We start from the raw sequence: 16,817 nt of genomic DNA, 5'->3' as shown, positions 1-16,817 counted from the left end.
TGCTCTCATGCATCGCGCGATGTCAGTCGATGCCGTGATCGACTGAGAGTTCGCGCGTCGTGCATGCACCTCTCTGACATCACTCGCGCGTCATTGGCATGCTTCGCAAGTCGGATCGTCGACGCCGCAGAAGGCGATGTCGGTGGCAGGCATCGCGCTCATCTGCGCCTTCGCTGCGGCAGCCGCCGCTTCGAGTGCACTCATGCCCGAAGGTGCATCGCTGCCCGACGACACCGCGTTGAGGCGGCCCGATTGCACGGTGGATTTCTCGGCGTGCGTCGCGCTCTGCGTGCGCAGGTAGTAGGTGGTCTTCAGGCCGCGCAGCCATGCGAGCTTGTAGGTGTCGTCGAGCTTCTTGCCCGATGCGCCGGCCATGTAGATGTTGAGCGACTGCGCCTGGTCGATCCACTTCTGGCGGCGCGCTGCGGCTTCGACCAGCCAGGTGGTCTCGACTTCGAACGCGGTGGCGTAGAGCGCCTTCACGTCCTGCGGCACGCGGTCGATCGGGCGCAGCGAACCGTCGAAGTGCTTCAGGTCCATCACCATCACGTCGTCCCACAGGCCCAGGCGCTTCAGGTCGCGCACCAGGTAGTGGTTGATGACGGTGAACTCGCCCGACAGGTTCGACTTGACCGAGAGGTTGCCGAAGCAGGGCTCGATGGAAGCGTCGACGCCGATGATGTTCGAGATGGTCGCGGTCGGGGCGATGGCCACGCAGTTGGAATTGCGCATGCCGTCGGCCTTGATCTTCTGGCGCAGGGCCTCCCAGTCGAGGGTGGCCGAACGGTCGACCTCGACGTAGCCGCCGCGGGCTTTTTCGAGCAGATCGAGCGTGTCGATCGGAAGGATGCCCTTGTCCCAGAGCGAGCCCTTGTAGCTCGAGTACTTGCCGCGTTCGCGGGCCAGCTCGGTCGAAGCCCAGTAGGCGTGGTAGCAGATGGCTTCCATCGACTCGTCGGCAAACTGCACGGCTTCCTGCGAAGCGTAGGGAATGCGCAGTTCGTACAGTGCGTCCTGGAAGCCCATCAGGCCCAGGCCGACCGGGCGATGGCGCAGGTTCGAGTCGCGCGCCTTCTTCACGGCGTAGTAGTTGATGTCGATCACGTTGTCGAGCATGCGCATTGCCGTCGAGATCGTCTTCTTGAGCTTTTCCTGGTCGACCTTGCCGTCCTTCAGGTGCTGCAGCAGGTTCACCGAACCCAGGTTGCAGACGGCGGTTTCGGTGTCGCTGGTGTTCAGCGTGATCTCGGTGCACAGGTTCGACGAGTGCACCACGCCGGCGTGCTGCTGCGGCGAGCGCACGTTGCAGGCGTCCTTGAACGTGATCCACGGATGGCCGGTCTCGAACAGCATCGTGAGCATCTTGCGCCACAGGTCCGAGGCCTGGACCGTGCGCGAGGGCTTGATCTCGCCGCGCGCGGCCTTTTCTTCGTAGGCGGTGTAGGCCTGCTCGAAGTCGGCGCCGAACTTGTCGTGCAGGTCGGGCACGTTGGAGGGCGAGAACAGCGTCCAGGTGCCCTTTTCCATCACGCGGCGCATGAAGAGGTCGGGAATCCAGTTGGCGGTGTTCATGTCGTGCGTGCGGCGGCGGTCGTCACCGGTGTTCTTGCGCAGTTCCAGGAACTCCTCGATGTCCAGGTGCCAGGTTTCCAGGTACGTGCAGACGGCGCCCTTGCGCTTGCCGCCCTGGTTCACGGCCACGGCCGTGTCGTTGACCACCTTGAGGAAGGGCACCACGCCCTGCGATTCGCCGTTGGTGCCCTTGATGTGGCTTCCGAGCGCGCGCACGCGGGTCCAGTCGTTGCCCAGGCCGCCCGCGAACTTGGAGAGCAGCGCGTTTTCCTTGATCGACTCGTAGATGCCGTCGAGGTCGTCGGGCACGGTGGTCAGGTAGCAGCTGGACAGCTGCGAGCGCAGCGTGCCGGCGTTGAACAGGGTGGGCGTGCTCGACATGAAGTCGAAAGACGACAGCACCTCGTAGAACTCGATGGCGCGGGCTTCGCGGTCGATCTCGCCGAGCGACAGGCCCATGGCCACGCGCATGAAGAAGGCCTGCGGCAGTTCGATGCGCGACTTGCGCACGTGCAGGAAGTAGCGGTCGTACAGGGTCTGCAGGCCGAGGTAGTCGAACTGCAGGTCGCGTTCGGCCTTGAGCGCGGCGCCCAGGCGCGGCAGGTCGTACTGCAGCAGCTTCTCGTCGAGCAGGTCGTTCTCGACGCCCTTCTTGATGAACTGCGGGAAGTAGTCGGCGTAGGCCGTGGCGCGCTCGGCGGGCATCACTTCGCGGCCGATGATCTCCTTGAAGATCGTGTGCAGCAGCAGGCGGGCGGTCGCGAAGGTGTAGTCGGGGTCTTTTTCGATCAGCGTGCGGGCCGCCAGGATCGAGGCCTTGTAGACCTCGTCGAGCGGCACGCCGTCGTACAGGTTGCGCATCGTCTCGGCGACGATCGGTGCGGCGGTGATGCTGTCGCCCAGGTTTTCGCAGGCCGATTCGATCAGGCCCTTGAGCTGGTTCAGGTCGAGCGCGACGCGTTCGCCGTTGTCCAGCACGTGCAGCGTCGGCGTGGCCGGCGCTTCCTGCTCGACCTGCTTGGAACGCTCCTGCGTGCGGCGCTCGCGGTAGAGCACGTAGGCGCGCGCGATCTCGTGGTGACCGCCGCGCATCAGGCCGAGTTCGACCTGGTCCTGCACGTCTTCGATGTGGAAGGTGCCGCCGCCCGGCCGCGAACGCACCATCGCGCGGATCACGCCTTGCGTGAGCGCGTCGACGGTTTCGCGTACGCTGGCCGAAGCCGCGCCCTGGGTGCCGTGCACGGCCAGGAAGGCTTTCATCATCGCGATGGCGATCTTGTTGGGTTCGAAGGGAACCACGGCGCCGTTGCGGCGGATGATCTGGTAGTGCGCGAGGTTCTGTCCGGCGGGCGAGCCAGCGGTGTCGCGCTGCTGCTGCGTGGGCGTGGAGGGAACGGCACGCGAGGTCGATGGGGTGTTCAGGGCTGTTTGCATTCGCTTCCTCTCGGTTGGCAATTCTTGTTGGATGGCGATGCCTTGGTTAGGCGCCGCGCCGGCGTTGTTGACCGGACGGAGGACACTATATCTAGGGTCTGAGGGGTGTACAACCCACTAGATGTAGCGTTTTCCAGTGGATACAACCCCTGCCGTTTTTTCTTTCGGTCCGGCATACGGCCGTCGATGCCGCATGAATACTGGCCTATGTTGTCGCAACCCGCATGGGGCGTGGCTTGCAGGCCGATTTGGGCTTGCAGGGCGCATGGTTGCTGAATGCGGCGATTGCAATTTTCTCATTGCTGCGCCGCGGGATCGGCGCATCGCGAGGTGCCGCGCGATTGAAAAAATTAGCGCTGCACCACCTGCGGAGGAAACATCCGTGGACTCCAGCCGAGGTGCCCGCGCAGCAATTGCCAATCGAAACCGGCGCCGGGGTCCTGTTTTCGGCCCGGCGCGATGTGCTCGTGGCCGGCGATGTGCGCGATGGCGTAGTGCTGCGCAATGGCGGGGCAGAGGCTGGCCAGCGCCTCGTACTGCGCCTCTTCGAACGGCTGGCCTTCGAGGCCTTCGAGCTCGATGCCGATGGAGTCGTCGTTGCAGTTCTCGCGCCCGCGCCACGACGACACGCCCGCATGCCAGGCGCGCTCGTCGCAGCTCACGAATTGCCAGAGTTCGCCGTTGCGCCGCACATAGAAGTGCGAGGAAACCGCAAGGCCGCGGATCGACTGGAAATAGGGGTGCGCATCCCAGTCGAGCTGGTTGGTGAAGAGCTGCTGCACGGCGTCGCCGCCGTATTCGCCGGGCGGCAGGCTGATGGAGTGCAGCACGATCAGGTCGGTCTGCGCGCCGGCGGGCCGGGGGCCGAAATTCGGCGAGCGCAGCGCCTTGGCGAAGCGGTACCAGCCGGCTTGCCAGAGCCCGTCGTCGTTGCTCGCCTGTGCTTCAGTCGTCGGCATGGCTGGTGCTGGCACCTTCGTCGCCGCCGGGCGTGGTGATGCCCAGCCGCGCGATGCGGTAGCGGATCTGGCGCAGGCTCATGCCGAGCCGCGCGGCGGCGGCCGTTCGATTGAAGCCGCTTTCGTGCAGCGCGCGCACGAGGATCTCGCGCTCCTGCTGATCGAGGTAGGCCTGCAGGTCCGAGGGGAGGGCGGGCGCCGAGGGCTTGGATTCCGCGACGGCCGCGGCGGGCGACCTAGGCGTTTCGCCGCCGGACGCCGCAGCAGAAGAGGGTGCGGGTTCGGCGATGGCCGTCTCGGCCGGCGCTTCGGCAGCCTCCGGCCGCGGTGCCATCAGGTCCAGATGCAGTTCGTCGCCGTCGTTGAGCGCCACCGCGCGGTGCAGCAGGTTCTCGAGCTCCCGCACGTTGCCGTCGAGCCGGTGCTGGGCAAGGCGGCGCAGGAGTTCGGCGGAAAGATGCGGCACCGGCAGCCCGCCGTCCTGCGCAATGCGCGCGAGCAGCGCGGCGCAGAGTGCCGGCAGGTCCTCGCGCCGGTCGCGCAGCGCGGGCACGGCGATCTCGATCACGTTGAGCCGGTAGAACAGGTCCTGCCGGAAGCGGCCGGCCTGGACTTCGGCGTGAAGATCCTTGTGGGTGGCGCTCACGATGCGCACGTCGACCGCGTCTTCCTGTGTCGAGCCGATGGAGCGCACGCTGCGCTCCTGGATCGCGCGCAGCAGCTTGGACTGCATCGCCAGCGGCAGGTCGCCGATTTCGTCGAGAAAGAGCGTGCCGCCGCGCGCGGCCTGGAAGTAGCCGTCGCGGTCCTGCGACGAGCCGGTGTAGGAGCCCTTGCGGGCGCCGAAGAATTCGGCCTCGAGCAGGTTCTCGGGGATGGCGCCGCAGTTGACCGCCACGAACGGGCCCTCGCTGCGCTGGCTGCAGGCATGCACGGCGCGTGCCACCAGTTCCTTGCCGGTGCCCGATTCGCCGCGCACCAGCACCGGCGCCATGCCGCGCGCCACCTTGGCAATGCGCGACTTGACCAGGCGCATTGGCTCCGAGTCGCCGACCAGCCGCTCGAGCGCGGCGACGCCGCTGTCCGGAACGGCCGGCGCGCCGGCGCGCGGCTGGCCCGCGGGCGCCGCCTGCCAGGCCTTGGCCGGCGCTGCCTGCTGCGCCTGCACCGCGGAAGCGACCACGGCGCGGAACTGCTTCAGGTCGACCGGCTTGGTCAGGTAGTCGAAGGCTCCGGCCTTCAGCGCCTCGACCGCGTTCTCGGCGGAGCCGTAGGCCGTCATCACCACGCAGCGCTCGCTGCGCTGGTTCTTCTGGATGCGATGGATGATTTCCATGCCCTGTCCGTCGGGCAGCCGCATGTCGGTGATCACCGCATCGAACTGCCCCGCCTCGAGGTGCTGCCAGGCTTCGGACACGCTGCCGGCGGCCTCGACGCGGTAGCCTTCGCGCAGCAGGGTCAGCTCGTACAGCGTACGCAGGTCGGGCTCGTCATCGATGACCAGGATGTTGGCCGGGCGCTGCATGGAGGGATGGGGAGTGCTCACGGCGCTATTGTGTCAGCCGGTTTTCGCTGGGCGCGAAGCTGACGAAGAATTCGTTGCCCTCGGGCCCGCCCGCGACCAGTGCGCGCCGCTCGTAGCCGATGGTGGCGCCGTGGCGCCGGCACAGCTCGCGGCACAGGAAGAGGCCGAGCCCGCTGGAGCGGCTCTCGGATGAGAAGAAAGGCTCGAACAGGTGGCGCTGCACCGCCGGCTCCAGCGGCGCGCCGTCGCTCCACACCTGCAGGCTCGGGCGGCCGGAACTGCCGCGCTGCGTGGTGGTGACGACCTGGATCGCGCCCGCGCGGCTGCTGGCGTAGCGCGCCGCATTGTCCAGCAGGTTCACGAGCAGCCGGCGCAGGTGCTCGACGTCGAAGCGCACTTCGGCGTCGGCGGCGTCCAGCGCGATCAGCACGCCCTGGCGCTGCGTCTGGCGCACCCACTCCTCGGCCAGCGCCTGCACGGCGGGATCGAGCACGACCTGCTCGCCGAGCGAGAGTACGCGCTGCTGGCGCGCGCGCGAGACGTCGAGCACGTCGTCCACGATGCGTGCGAGCCGCTGCGCGTTGTGCTGCACCATGCTGGTCAGCTTGCGGTGCGCGGGGTCGGTGAGGTCTTCGTTGAGCAGCGCGCTGGCCTGCGTGATGGCCGCGAGCGGATTGCGGATCTCGTGCGCCACCGCGGCCGACATGCGGCCCATCGCCGCCAGCTTCTCGGTGCGGATGCGGGCCTCGAGCTCGCGCAGGTCCTGCAGGAACATGACGCAAAGACTGTCGACGTGCCGGTCGCTGGTGGGCGTGAGCCGCGTGCGCACACGCACCTCGCGCGCGGCGCCGCGCGCCTGCGCCACGGGGATTTCCTCGCTTTGCGGCGCGCGGCGCGCAAAGGTCTGGCGCGCCAACGCGGCCAGCGCATGCCAGGCGGGCTGCGCATGCAGCGCGAACGGCAGGCCGAGCCGGCCCAGCCCCTGGCCCAGGATCGCGTCGGCCGCCGGATTGGCCGCATGCACCATGCCTTCGGCGTCGATCACCAGCACGCCTTCGCTCAGCGTCTCGATCACCAGGTCGTTGACCTGCGCCTGCATCTGCGCGCTGCTGCGGTTGCGCAGCGCGGTTTCTTCCTCGCGTGCCAGCCGGCGCGCCAGCTCGTGCGCCAGCAGGGCCACCACGAAGAGCCCGGTGCCGGTGAGCGCCGCCTGCACGAAGCGGGTGGAGGAATCGCCGGGCTGCTGCAGCAGCCAGTGCCAGCCGGCATCGGCGAGCAGCAGCAGCGTGACCGTGGCCGTGGTGCCCAGGCCCACGGTCACCGTGCCCAGCACCGCGCTCATGAGCACCGGCAGCGCGAACAGCGGCGTGTAGTTGATGCTGCCGCCCTGGAGCACCTGCAGCGCGGTGAAGGTGCCCAGGTCGATGCCGATGGTGAGGAACCACAGCATGCCGAAGGCCCGGATCGGTGGCGTGAAATGCGCGTAGCGGGCGCCCAGCCAGGTGGCAGCCAGATAGCCGGCCGAAAGGGCCACGGCCAGCGGCTGCACCGTCTGGCCGAGCGCCATGGCCACGCCCTGCAGCAGCACGAGCACCAGCGCAACGAAGCAGCGCGCCGCCATGAAGCCGCGCCACAGCCGCAGCAGCGCGGCACTTTCGCCGCGCCCCGGCTCGAGCGTGCTCCAGTCGGTGGCGGGCTCGCCGCGCGCCCAGGGAGAAGAGCTCACCGGTGCATTCCTGGCGCTGCGCTCATCGATGCGGCGCCCGCTCAGCCGCGCTCGGCGGCCTGGCGGTGCGCCGCGCTGCAGTAGACCGCGTCGCCAGGCCCCGCGATCGCATCGCTTGCAGGCAGGTGCAAGCCGCAATGGGCGCAGCGCAGCATGGCCTGCGGCGAAGCCGGCGCGGCGGGCGGGCGCTTGGCGGCGCGGGCCGCCTCTTCGCGCAGGGTCTCGCGCATTTCCTCCCGGCGGTTCTTGCGCCAGAGCCAGATCGCCACCCAGAGCACCGCGAGAACGAGCAGGTATTTCATGTCGCGCCGCGCGCCAGCACCACTTCGAGCACGAAGCGCGAGCCCACATAGGCCAGCAGCAGCAGGGCGGAGCCGGCATACAGCACGCGCCGCGCCGTGCGGCCACGCCATCCGAAGCGGACCCGGCCGATCAGCAGCACCGCGAAACTGATCCAGGCGAGCACAGAGAACACCGTCTTGTGGTCCCACTTCCAGCCGCGCACGCTCGCGCCGTACAGCGTTTCGCTGAACAGCAGACCCGCGAGCAGCGTGGCGGAAAGCAGCACGAAGCCGGCCATCACGAAGCGGAAGGTGAGCCGCTCGAGCGTGAGCAGCGGCACACCGCCTTGCGGCTCGGCGGCGGCAAGGCGGATCTGCTTTTCGGCGCGCGTGATCAGCCAGGCATGGACCACCGCGGCGCCGAACAGGCCGTACGAGGCGATGCCCAGCGCAAGGTGCAGCGGCAGCCAGGGCGATGCCGACACATGCAGCGGCGTGCCGGGAAACAGGATGGCCAGCAGCACGGCGGCCGCGCCCAGCCAGGCCAGCGCGCGGCGCACCTTGAGTTGCGGGTACATGCGGCTTTCGACCGCATAGACCGTGAGCACCAGCCAGGCCGTGACCGAAAGCGCGGGCGCGAAGCCGAATTTCGGCTGGCTGCCGACCAGGCCATGGCCCAGCACCGCGGCATGCAGAAGCCACGCCAGCCCGAGGGCCCACTGGGTGGCTTTGCGGCTCAGCCGGGCACCCGCGGCAGCGGCAAATCCATAGGCAGCCGCGGTGGCGATGCCCAGCGCCACGGCAAGTGGGGAGGGGATCGCTAAAATCATTGCCGGAGTTTATCTCCCCCAGGCTTGCGCACTTCGCGTCGCGGCGCCAACCCCCTCAACGGGGCGACACCAGAGGCTCGGCAGAACCGGTTCCCGGTGTTTCGCGAAGCGGCAGCAAGCGGCCGATACCAGTTCACGACTTTCCAATGACCCGCCGCGGCGGGCAGCAAGGCATCTCCTTCATGGCCACCGCCCTCACAGAAAAGTTCTCCCGCCTCGTCAAGACGATGAGCGGCCAGGCTCGCATCACCGAAAGCAATGTGCAGGACATGCTGCGCGAAGTGCGCATGGCGCTGCTCGAGGCCGACGTGGCGCTGCCCGTGGTGCGCGATTTCGTCGCCCGGGTGAAGGAAAAGTCGCTCGGCCAGGAAGTGCTGGGCTCGCTCAAGCCGGGCCAGGCGCTGGTCGGCATCGTCAACCGCGAGCTCGCCGCGACCATGGGCGAGGGCGTGTCCGACATCAACCTTGCGGCGCAGCCGCCCGCGGTGATCCTGATGGCCGGCCTGCAGGGCGCGGGCAAGACCACCACCACCGCCAAGCTGGCCAAGCACCTGATCGAGAAGCGCAAGAAAAAAGTGCTCACCGTGTCGGGCGACGTCTACCGGCCCGCCGCCATCGAGCAGCTCAAGATGGTCACCAAGCAGGCTGGCGCCGAATGGTTCCCGAGCACGCCCGACCAGAAGCCGCTCGACATCGCGCGCGCCGCGCTCGACCACGCCAAGCGCCACTTCTTCGACGTGCTGCTGGTCGACACCGCGGGCCGCCTGGCCATCGACGAAGTGCTGATGAGCGAGATCAAGCAGTTGCACGGCGCGCTCGATCCGGTCGAAACGCTGTTCGTGGTCGACGCAATGCAGGGCCAGGATGCGATCAACACCGCCCGCGCCTTCAAGGAAGCGCTGCCGCTCACCGGCATCATCCTGACCAAGACCGATGGCGATTCGCGCGGCGGTGCGGCGCTGTCGGTGCGGCAGGTGACGGGCGTGCCGATCAAGTTCGCGGGCACCAGCGAGAAGATCGACGGCCTCGAGGTGTTCGACGCCGAGCGCCATGCGGGCCGCATCCTTGGCATGGGCGACATCGTCGCGCTGGTCGAGCAGGTCACGGCCGGCGTCGACGTGGCGGCGGCGCAGAAGCTCGCGGCCAAGGTCAAGAGCGGCGCGGGCTTCGACCTGAACGACTTCCTCGGCCAGCTGCAGCAGATGAAGCAGATGGGCGGCCTCTCCAGCCTGATGGACAAGCTGCCGCAGCAGATGGCCGCCAAGGCCACCGAAGCCGACATGACCCGCGCCGAGCGCGACATCCGCCGCAAGGAAGGCATCATCCAGAGCATGACGCCGCTGGAGCGCCGCAAGCCCGAGCTGCTCAAGGCCACGCGCAAGCGCCGCATCGCGGCCGGCGCGGGCGTGCAGGTTCAGGAAGTGAACCGCCTGCTCAACGAGTTCGAGCAGATGCAGGGCATGATGAAGAAGATGAAGGGCGGCGGCCTCATGAAGATGATGAAGAAGATGGGCGGCATGAAGGGGATGGGCGGGATGGGTGGGCCCGGCGGTCCCAAGCTGCCGTTCTGAGCCCCACGCATATATATAGATAGAAGCCCGCCGGAGGGTGCTCCGGCGGGCTTCGTCGTTTTCAGGTCTGCACGTCGTAGACCGTCGCGTGCGCTTCCACCGGCGCGGGCAGTTCCCAGCGATGCAGCATCCGCTCGATGCCCGCGTTCGACAGCGTGGTGTCACGCTCGCGGTTGCGGCGCATCAGCTCGGGATGCGGCACCTCCAGGTACACCAGCTCGATCCGGGCGTGGTACGCCCAGAGCAGGTCCAGCGTCTTGGCGCGCATCTGCTGGCTCAGGTGCGTGGCGTTCCAGACGAAGCGCTCCTGCCTGCGCAGCAGCGCCTTGGCCCGATCGATCGCGTGGTGCGCGGCCAGCCCGTCGTTTTCGCCGTGCTTCAACCCGAGTTCGGCACGCGCATCGTCGAAGGACACCACCGGCCAGCCCTTGCGGTGCTGCGCCACCCAGTGGTTCTTGCCGCTCGCGGGCAGGCCGCACATCACCGTCACCTGCGAACCCGTCGTCTGGAAGAGGGGGTAATCGGGACTGGTGTCCGCGCCACGGAAGTAGGCCAGCCGAGTGTGGGCATCGGCCATTTGGCGGGAGCCTTCCCAGCTGCCTTCTTCCTGGGCCAGCTCCTCGAAGAGCGCGATATCGGCCATGCTGTCCGCGCGCTTCTCGTAGTGGCGCCCGAGCATGTCGCAGCGCGCCACGCAGCACAGGTCGGGCAGGCTCAGCTCCCACGAGAGCTTGTGCACCAGCCACTCGGGCCGCAACCCCTTGCGCGAGGCAAAGGCATGGAACGGCAACTGGTGCACCGCGATGATCCGGCATACCGCTTCGCGCAGCGCGAACGGCACGCGCGCCTTCCACATCAGCACGCGGACGTCGACCGAACCGCGGCGCGAATGGCCGGGCTGACCGATGCGGCCGCTGGCTTCGTCGATCACCGTGGTGTCAGGCTTGGCGATATCGTGCAGCAGGCAGGCCATGAACAGCACGAAACGGCCGTCGACATCGGCGCGCTGGTAGTGCGGATCCTGCATCAGCGCGTCGAGCACCATGCGCGTGTGGATGCCGACGTTGCCTTCGGCGTGGTAGTACGGGTCTTGCGGCGTCTCTTCGAGGCGCAGCAGGCCCGGCAGCAGCTCGCAGCACTGCCGCCAGTCGGTGTCTTTGCCAGGCGCGGGCACCAGGGCGCGCAAGTCGTCGCAGGTCATCGCGTTCTCCCGGGGGGCGTGAGTTCGGCTGGGGCGTGCAATGTGCGCAATCCCAGGTCTTGCCATGTGGTCGTGGGCGTCGGTGCGTACGGATCCACGCCTGCCGCCAGTCGATTGGGCAGCACGGGCCGGCGGCTGTGGTGCGAGCCCGAGTCGAGGATGGTCTGCACGAAATCAGGCCGAACCCACTTGTAGCGGCCGGTGACCTCGCCCTGCGATTCGGTCTTGAGGTACAGGCCCTCGGCCAGGTCCGACAGGTCGGTCTGCTGCCGCACGAGGTCGAGCGGCTGGCCTTCCTGCATCACGGCCTGTTCGAAGGCCGCCTTCCAGCCGGCACTGCGCGCGAGCGACGGTCGCACGAGGAGGCGCAGTGCTTTCGCGTGGCGCGGCATCTCGCCGTCGTAGAGCACCGGCACCGAAACGACCGGGCTGCCGTCGAGCAGCGCGTGCCGTGCCGGCGTCGACAGGAAACACTGCCTCTGCCGATCGTAGAGGTCGAACTCGAGAAAGAACGCGGGCAGCCGGTCGTACCAGCAGCTGTGCTTGGCAAAGCACCACTCGCCGTACATGACGTAGCGGTCTTCGAGCCGTTCGAGCAGCCCCGCTTCATGCGCAGCGGCCCAGTGCTTGAACAGGTTGAACTGCCGCTCGCTGGCCCCGCCCGCGAGATAGTGGCCGCGCGACTGCAGCAGCAGTTCACCCGCGGAGGTGAACGACACGGCCGCGTTGGCGCCATCGAGCTTTTCCTCGATGACCACATGCTGGCCCTGCAGCGCGGACAACGGCGTCTGGTCAGCGTCGGTGTCGCCGGCCTGCAGGCGCGAGCCTTCCAGATGCGCAGTACGCGGGTACTTGAGCAGTGGAACCGATGAAAGGGAAGAGAGAGGGAACACGTTGTTCTCCGGATGCAAATCAGGAAGAACCGACAACGTGCGGGAGCGAAGCTGGGAAGAGAGTCGACTTCAGCGACCGAGGAGGCCGTGTCTGGTCAGCGGGATGCGCAGCTTGGCGCCCGACATGACCAGTGAAGTGGTGTTGTCGGCGTCAGGGGGTTGTGACGGCGAATCGGGGCACTTGGCGCTCCAGGGGATCGAGGGATCCGTGGGTTGAAAAAAGAAGGCGCGATTCTAGCCACGCGCCATGAAAAAAGCCGACCTCGAGGTCGGCTTTTTTCGAGACTGTGTCTTCAGCGCATCAGGCCGTTGCCAGTGCCGCAGGGCGCGCCAGGCGCAGCGCATGCATCCAGGCGCGGCGCAGCACGGCCGGCGAACGCGATTCCTCGGGAATCAGCAGGAAGCCGCGGTCGCGCAGCGAGGTGCCCAGCGCGATCTGGCTGGTCAGCACCGTGAGCGGAATGGCCAGCAGCAGCGGCAGGCCCACCGGCATGAGCCAGATCAGCGCGCTCGGATCGATCATTGCGACACCCAGGGCCAGCGCGCCGACCACCACGCTCATGGGAGCGAGCTGCGTCACGGCGACCTTCCACGGCACGGCAGCGGCTTCGCGCGGGGGCGACTTCCAGTCGAGCCTGATGCCGGTGAGGGCGACCAGCACGAACAGCGAGTGGGCCAGCATGCGAACCGGCGCCTGCACGATGGCCAGGCCGCTTTCGAGCACCGAGCTCTTCACCAGGCCCCAGAGGCCGCCGTACTGGCGCTGCTCGCCGCGCATCAGCACGGCCGCGATACCGAGCACGCGGGGCAGGAACAGGAGGCACAGGGTCCAGACCCACAGGCCGGCGAGTTCCGCCGGCAGCACGCTCCAGCTGGAGATCAGGCTCGAGCCGCTCAGCCACAGCGCGGTGCCGAGCGTCAGGAATGCGAGCCACAGCGGCGCCGAGACGTAGGCCATGGTGCCGGTCACGAACATGGCGCGGTGCACCGGGTGGATGCCGGGCTCGGCCATCAGGCGGGCGTTCTGCAGGTTGCCCTGGCACCAGCGGCGGTCGCGCTGCAGTTCGGCCAGCAGGTCCGGCGGCTGCTGCTCGTAGCTGCCGACCAGGTCGGCGCAGAGCCACACGTTGTAGCCGGCGCGGCGCATCAGCGCGGCTTCGACGAAGTCGTGCGACATGATGCCGCCCGACATGCCGCCGGTGCCCTTGATGGGCGCCAGCGCGCAGTGCTTCATGAAGGGCTCGACGCGGATGATCGCGTTGTGGCCCCAGTAGTGCGATTCGCCCAGTTGCCAGAACTGCATGCCCAGCGTGAACAGGCGGCCCGTCACGCGGGAGGCGAATTGCTGCGCGCGGGCATGCAGCGTCACGTGGCCGATGGCCTGCGTGGCGGTCTGGATGATGCCGGCGGTAGGGTTGGCTTCCATCAGCTTGACCATCGAGGTCAGGCAATCGCCGCTCATCACGGAGTCGGCGTCGAGCACGACCATGTAGCGGTAGTCCTTGCCCCAGCGGCGGCAGAAGTCGGCGACGTTGCCGGCCTTGCGGTGCGTGCGGCGGGTGCGCAGGCGGTAGTACACCTCGACCTGCGGCTGGTTGGGGCTGTCGGCCAGCGCGGCGCGCAGGTCTTCCCAGGCGGCGCGCTCGGCGGCGGCGGTTTCGGGCGAGTAGCTGTCGGACAGCACGAACACGTCGAACTGCTTCGCGTGGCCGGTGGCTGCGACCGATTCGCAGGTGGCGCGCAGGCCGGCGAACACCGTGGCAACGTCTTCGTTGCAGATCGGCATGATGATCGCGGTGCGTGCCTCGGGGTTCATCGGGTGGTGGGCCACCTGCTTGACCGAGAGCGCGTGCTTGTCACCGCGCACCGAGACGTAGAAGCCCATGAGCGCGGTCACGAAGCCGGTGACGACCCAGCCCGAGAGCAGGCCGTACAGGCCGATCTGGCCGTATTCGAGCCAGACGTTGTCGTAGTCGGGTTGCACGCCGGCAAACAGCACGGACGCGATCACGGTGCTCAGCAGCGTGAGCGCCATGAATGCGAAGCGGCGCTGGGCCGCGGCGCGTTGCCAGGGCTGCTTAACCTGGGCGCCGGCTTCGGCGGTCTGGCTTTCCGGCTTGCCGCCGGCGCCGAGCTTGACCAGGAGGGCCGTGCCGATGCTGTTCCAGAAGCCGCGCCAGGGGCGGGGCGTCATGGAGCCGCGGTTGACCGGCGGAGCGGTCACGGAATTGGGGTGGCGTTCTTCGCGCACCGGGCTGCGGTGCGAAAAGTCGGCTTCGGTCAGCACGTTCAGTTGGGAGAAGTCGTTCGGCTTCATGTGTGATTTACCAACGTTGCTTGTCGAGGGAAGGGGTGTCGCCAATGGCAGGAAAGCGCTTGATCACGCAATCCGGTTCGGCGCCGCCCGCGCTTGCGAGCGCGGCCACCGAATGACCGGCGGCACGAGGCCGCACGGGGGAAAACTGCTTTTGACGCAGGCCGTCGCGCTGCTGGCGCAGTGCGAAAGATGGGCTGGTGAGTGCTGTCATGCCTGTACAGGGGCAAACCCTGTGCCAGGCTGGAAAAACGCTTTCAGATCAACGACTTATGGCGATCTGGATGCTGTTTTCAGGGTTGGAGCCGGCTGGAAGGCCCCGAAACCCCGGTTTTTGTCGCCGAATCCCGACAAGCCCGCGAGGCTGGTGGAGAATGGCCTTTTAAATCAACAACTTAGGGGCGTCGCTAGTCGGCGACAGGCTCGCTGCCCGGAGCGACAGCGTCGGCCTTGAAGTGGCCCGGCGTGAGTTCGTGCTTCTGCAGCAGGCGGTAGAACTCGGTGCGGTTGCGGTCGGCCAGCCGGGCGGCGTCGGCCACGTTGCCGTCGGTCAGCTTGAGCAGCCCGACGAGGTAGTCGCGCTCGAAACGCTGCTTGGCCTCGGCATAGGTCTGGACCTCGACCGTGGGCACGCGCAGCGCGCGCTGCACCAGCGCCAGCGGGATCAGCGGCGAGCTCGACAGCGCGCAGACCTGTTCCACCACGTTGTAGAGCTGGCGCACGTTGCCGGGCCAGGCCGCGGTGGCCAGCGCCTTGAGTGCCTCGGGCGCGAAGCCGGACAGGCGCTTGCCGTACTTGGTCGAGAGCTTCTGCAGGAAGTGGTTGGCCAGAAGCGGAATGTCTTCGCGCCGGGCCGACAGCGGCGGCAGCGTGAGCGTGACCACGTTGAGCCGGTAATAGAGGTCTTCGCGGAACTGGCCGGCTTCCATGGCGACATCCAGGTCGCGGTGGGTGGCCGAGATGATGCGCACGTCGACCTCGATCGACTGGCTGGCGCCGAGCGGGCGCACCGCGCGCTCCTGCAGCACGCGCAGCAGCTTGACCTGCAGGGCTGGCGGCATGTCCCCGATTTCGTCGAGCAGCAGCGTGCCGCCGTCGGCCTGCTGGAACAGGCCCTTGTGGTTGGCGTGGGCGTCGGTGAAGGCGCCCTTCATGTGGCCGAACAGCTCCGATTCGAGCAGCGCCTCGGGGATGGCGCCGCAATTGACGGCCACGAAGGGCTTGTCGGCGCGCGGGCTGGCGCGGTGGATGGCGCGCGCCAGCAGTTCCTTGCCGGCGCCGCTGTCGCCGCGCAGCAGCACCGAGGCGTCCGACTTGGCGACCATGCGCGCCTCGGCCAGCAGCTCGGACATGCGGTTGCTGCGGCTCACGATCTCGGCGCGCCAGCTTTCGTCGCCGGCCTTGGCGGGCGTGCTGGCCGGTGCGCCGAGCGCCAGCGCCTGCGCGATCTTGTCGAGCAGTTCGCGGCCGTCGTAGGGCTTGGTGAGATAGGTGAACACGCCGCGCGCCGTGGCCTCGACCGCATCGGGAATGGTGCCGTGGGCGGTGAGCAGGATCACCGGCAGCGAGGGGTGGCGCTTTCGGATCTCGTCGAACAGCTGGAGTCCGTCGCGGCCGGGCAGCCGCACGTCGCTGAGCACCAGCTGCGGATGCTCGATCTCGAGCTGCGTGAGCGCGGTTTCGGCCGAGGTCACGGCCGTGACCTGGTAACCCGCCGAGCTCAGCCGCATCGAGAGCAGCCGCAGCATGTCCGGGTCGTCGTCGACCACCAGCAGGCGCGCGCCGGTCGTGCTCATCGATGGGGCTCCTTGGGCAATCGCCGGCTGCGGTTCATGGATTGGGCCTGGTGCCGGAGGGCGGAGGCAGGGTCGGCGCCGGCACGTTGTTGGGACGCGCGAAGCTGCGCTCGATGGCGCGCAGCGCTTCGATGCGGTCGTTCAGCTGGTCGATGCGGCGCTGGCTTTCGCGCACCTGCTGCGCCTGCTTGTCGCGGTCGTCCTCGACGCGGCGCTGTTCCACGTAGCGCGCGGCGAGCGCGCGCGCCAGCGGCTGCAGGGGCTGCGCCTCGGGCGAGGGGTTGGAGATCACGCGCTGCATCAGGCCCAGCGCGCGCGCGAGGTCGGCCGGCACCCGGGTCTGCGCGAGCAGCAGTGCAAGCTGCATCTGGGCGGTGGGCGAATCGCCCGGATCGCCGGCGCGGGTGATTTCGGCGGCCAGCTCGGCGCCGCCCAGCGGGCGCATCTTGTCGGCATAGGCCAGCATGGCCGCGACCGGGCCCTGGGTCATCAGCGTGAAGAGCGAGGCGGGCTGCGTGGCGGGCGCCTTGGGCTCGGCCTCGACCGGCATCACGCGCGGCACGGCGGGCGGCGGCGGCAGGGCCTCGGCCTCGGCGGGTGGTGCGGGCTGTGTCGCGCAGGCGGCCAGCAGCAGGACGAAAGGCATGGCCACCGCCCCGGACAGGGTCGAACTGCGGACGAACGGAAAAAGCATGGATTGAAGAAAAGGCAAGAG

Annotated in this window: 13 protein-coding genes; 1 reads left to right on the top strand and 12 read right to left on the bottom strand. The window is 68.2% G+C overall.

Translation table 11 applies throughout. The annotated features are described in order from the left end of the window. Nucleotides 1-90: 90 nt before the first annotated feature. The 6 genes from IB278_RS08040 to IB278_RS08015 form a co-directional block, all read right to left on the bottom strand. Nucleotides 91-3,006, bottom strand: coding sequence for a ribonucleoside-diphosphate reductase subunit alpha (locus IB278_RS08040; protein WP_145740710.1), 2,916 nt, complete (start codon nt 3,004-3,006; stop codon nt 91-93). 350 nt (nt 3,007-3,356) lie between these two features. Next, nucleotides 3,357-3,965 carry a 1,6-anhydro-N-acetylmuramyl-L-alanine amidase AmpD gene (gene ampD / locus IB278_RS08035; RefSeq protein WP_145740712.1) on the bottom strand — a complete coding sequence of 203 codons (609 nt, stop codon included), beginning with the start codon at nt 3,963-3,965 and terminating at the stop codon, nt 3,357-3,359. Next, complete coding sequence (locus IB278_RS08030; protein WP_192323199.1) at nt 3,952-5,490, bottom strand: sigma-54-dependent transcriptional regulator; 1,539 nt, start codon at nt 5,488-5,490, stop codon at nt 3,952-3,954. Before IB278_RS08030 ends, ampD begins: the two co-directional genes overlap by 14 nt. 25 nt (nt 5,491-5,515) lie before the next feature. After that, on the bottom strand, nt 5,516-7,216 hold the full coding sequence (locus IB278_RS08025) for a two-component system sensor histidine kinase NtrB (protein WP_145740714.1): 1,701 nt from the start codon (nt 7,214-7,216) through the stop codon (nt 5,516-5,518). Between the two features lie 41 nt (nt 7,217-7,257). After that, nucleotides 7,258-7,518: a PP0621 family protein gene (locus tag IB278_RS08020; RefSeq protein WP_124960434.1), complete on the bottom strand. Its 261-nt coding sequence runs from the start codon at nt 7,516-7,518 to the stop codon at nt 7,258-7,260. Then, nucleotides 7,515-8,327: an inner membrane protein YpjD gene (locus IB278_RS08015; protein WP_145740716.1), complete on the bottom strand. Its 813-nt coding sequence runs from the start codon at nt 8,325-8,327 to the stop codon at nt 7,515-7,517. The genes IB278_RS08020 and IB278_RS08015 overlap by 4 nt, the downstream gene beginning before the upstream one ends. A 182-nt stretch (nt 8,328-8,509) precedes the next feature. On the opposite strand from IB278_RS08015, the gene ffh reads away from it, so the two are divergent. Beyond that, nucleotides 8,510-9,898, top strand: coding sequence for a signal recognition particle protein (gene ffh, locus IB278_RS08010; RefSeq protein ID WP_124960436.1), 1,389 nt, complete (start codon nt 8,510-8,512; stop codon nt 9,896-9,898). A 61-nt stretch (nt 9,899-9,959) separates the two neighbouring features. Here ffh and IB278_RS08005 read toward each other — a convergent pair whose 3' ends face one another. The 6 genes from IB278_RS08005 to IB278_RS07980 all read right to left on the bottom strand — a co-directional run bounded on the left by IB278_RS08005 (nt 9,960) and on the right by IB278_RS07980 (nt 16,748). Then, on the bottom strand, nt 9,960-11,099 hold the full coding sequence (locus IB278_RS08005; RefSeq protein WP_192323165.1) for an AAA family ATPase: 1,140 nt from the start codon (nt 11,097-11,099) through the stop codon (nt 9,960-9,962). Further along, nucleotides 11,096-11,992, bottom strand: coding sequence for an RNA ligase family protein (locus tag IB278_RS08000; RefSeq protein WP_145740719.1), 897 nt, complete (start codon nt 11,990-11,992; stop codon nt 11,096-11,098). The genes IB278_RS08005 and IB278_RS08000 overlap by 4 nt, the downstream gene beginning before the upstream one ends. A 301-nt stretch (nt 11,993-12,293) precedes the next feature. After that, a complete protein-coding gene (gene mdoH / locus IB278_RS07995) occupies nt 12,294-14,309 on the bottom strand; it encodes a glucans biosynthesis glucosyltransferase MdoH (RefSeq protein ID WP_192323164.1) in 2,016 nt (671 codons plus the stop codon). Between the two features lie 7 nt (nt 14,310-14,316). Beyond that, nucleotides 14,317-14,520 (bottom strand): hypothetical protein, encoded by a 204-nt coding sequence (locus IB278_RS07990; protein WP_012746113.1) that lies wholly within the window; start codon nt 14,518-14,520, stop codon nt 14,317-14,319. 193 nt (nt 14,521-14,713) lie between these two features. Continuing rightward, a complete protein-coding gene (locus IB278_RS07985; RefSeq protein WP_145740723.1) occupies nt 14,714-16,102 on the bottom strand; it encodes a sigma 54-interacting transcriptional regulator in 1,389 nt (462 codons plus the stop codon). Between the two features lie 34 nt (nt 16,103-16,136). Then, nucleotides 16,137-16,748, bottom strand: coding sequence for a hypothetical protein (locus tag IB278_RS07980; RefSeq protein WP_225612797.1), 612 nt, complete (start codon nt 16,746-16,748; stop codon nt 16,137-16,139). Nucleotides 16,749-16,817 lie beyond the last annotated feature (69 nt).

The organism is Variovorax sp. VRV01 (assembly GCF_014852545.1).
Lineage (GTDB): Bacteria > Pseudomonadota > Gammaproteobacteria > Burkholderiales > Burkholderiaceae_C > Variovorax > Variovorax beijingensis_A.
Note: the sequence above shows the minus strand (reverse complement) of the source record. Positions and strands in the feature narration are given on the sequence as shown.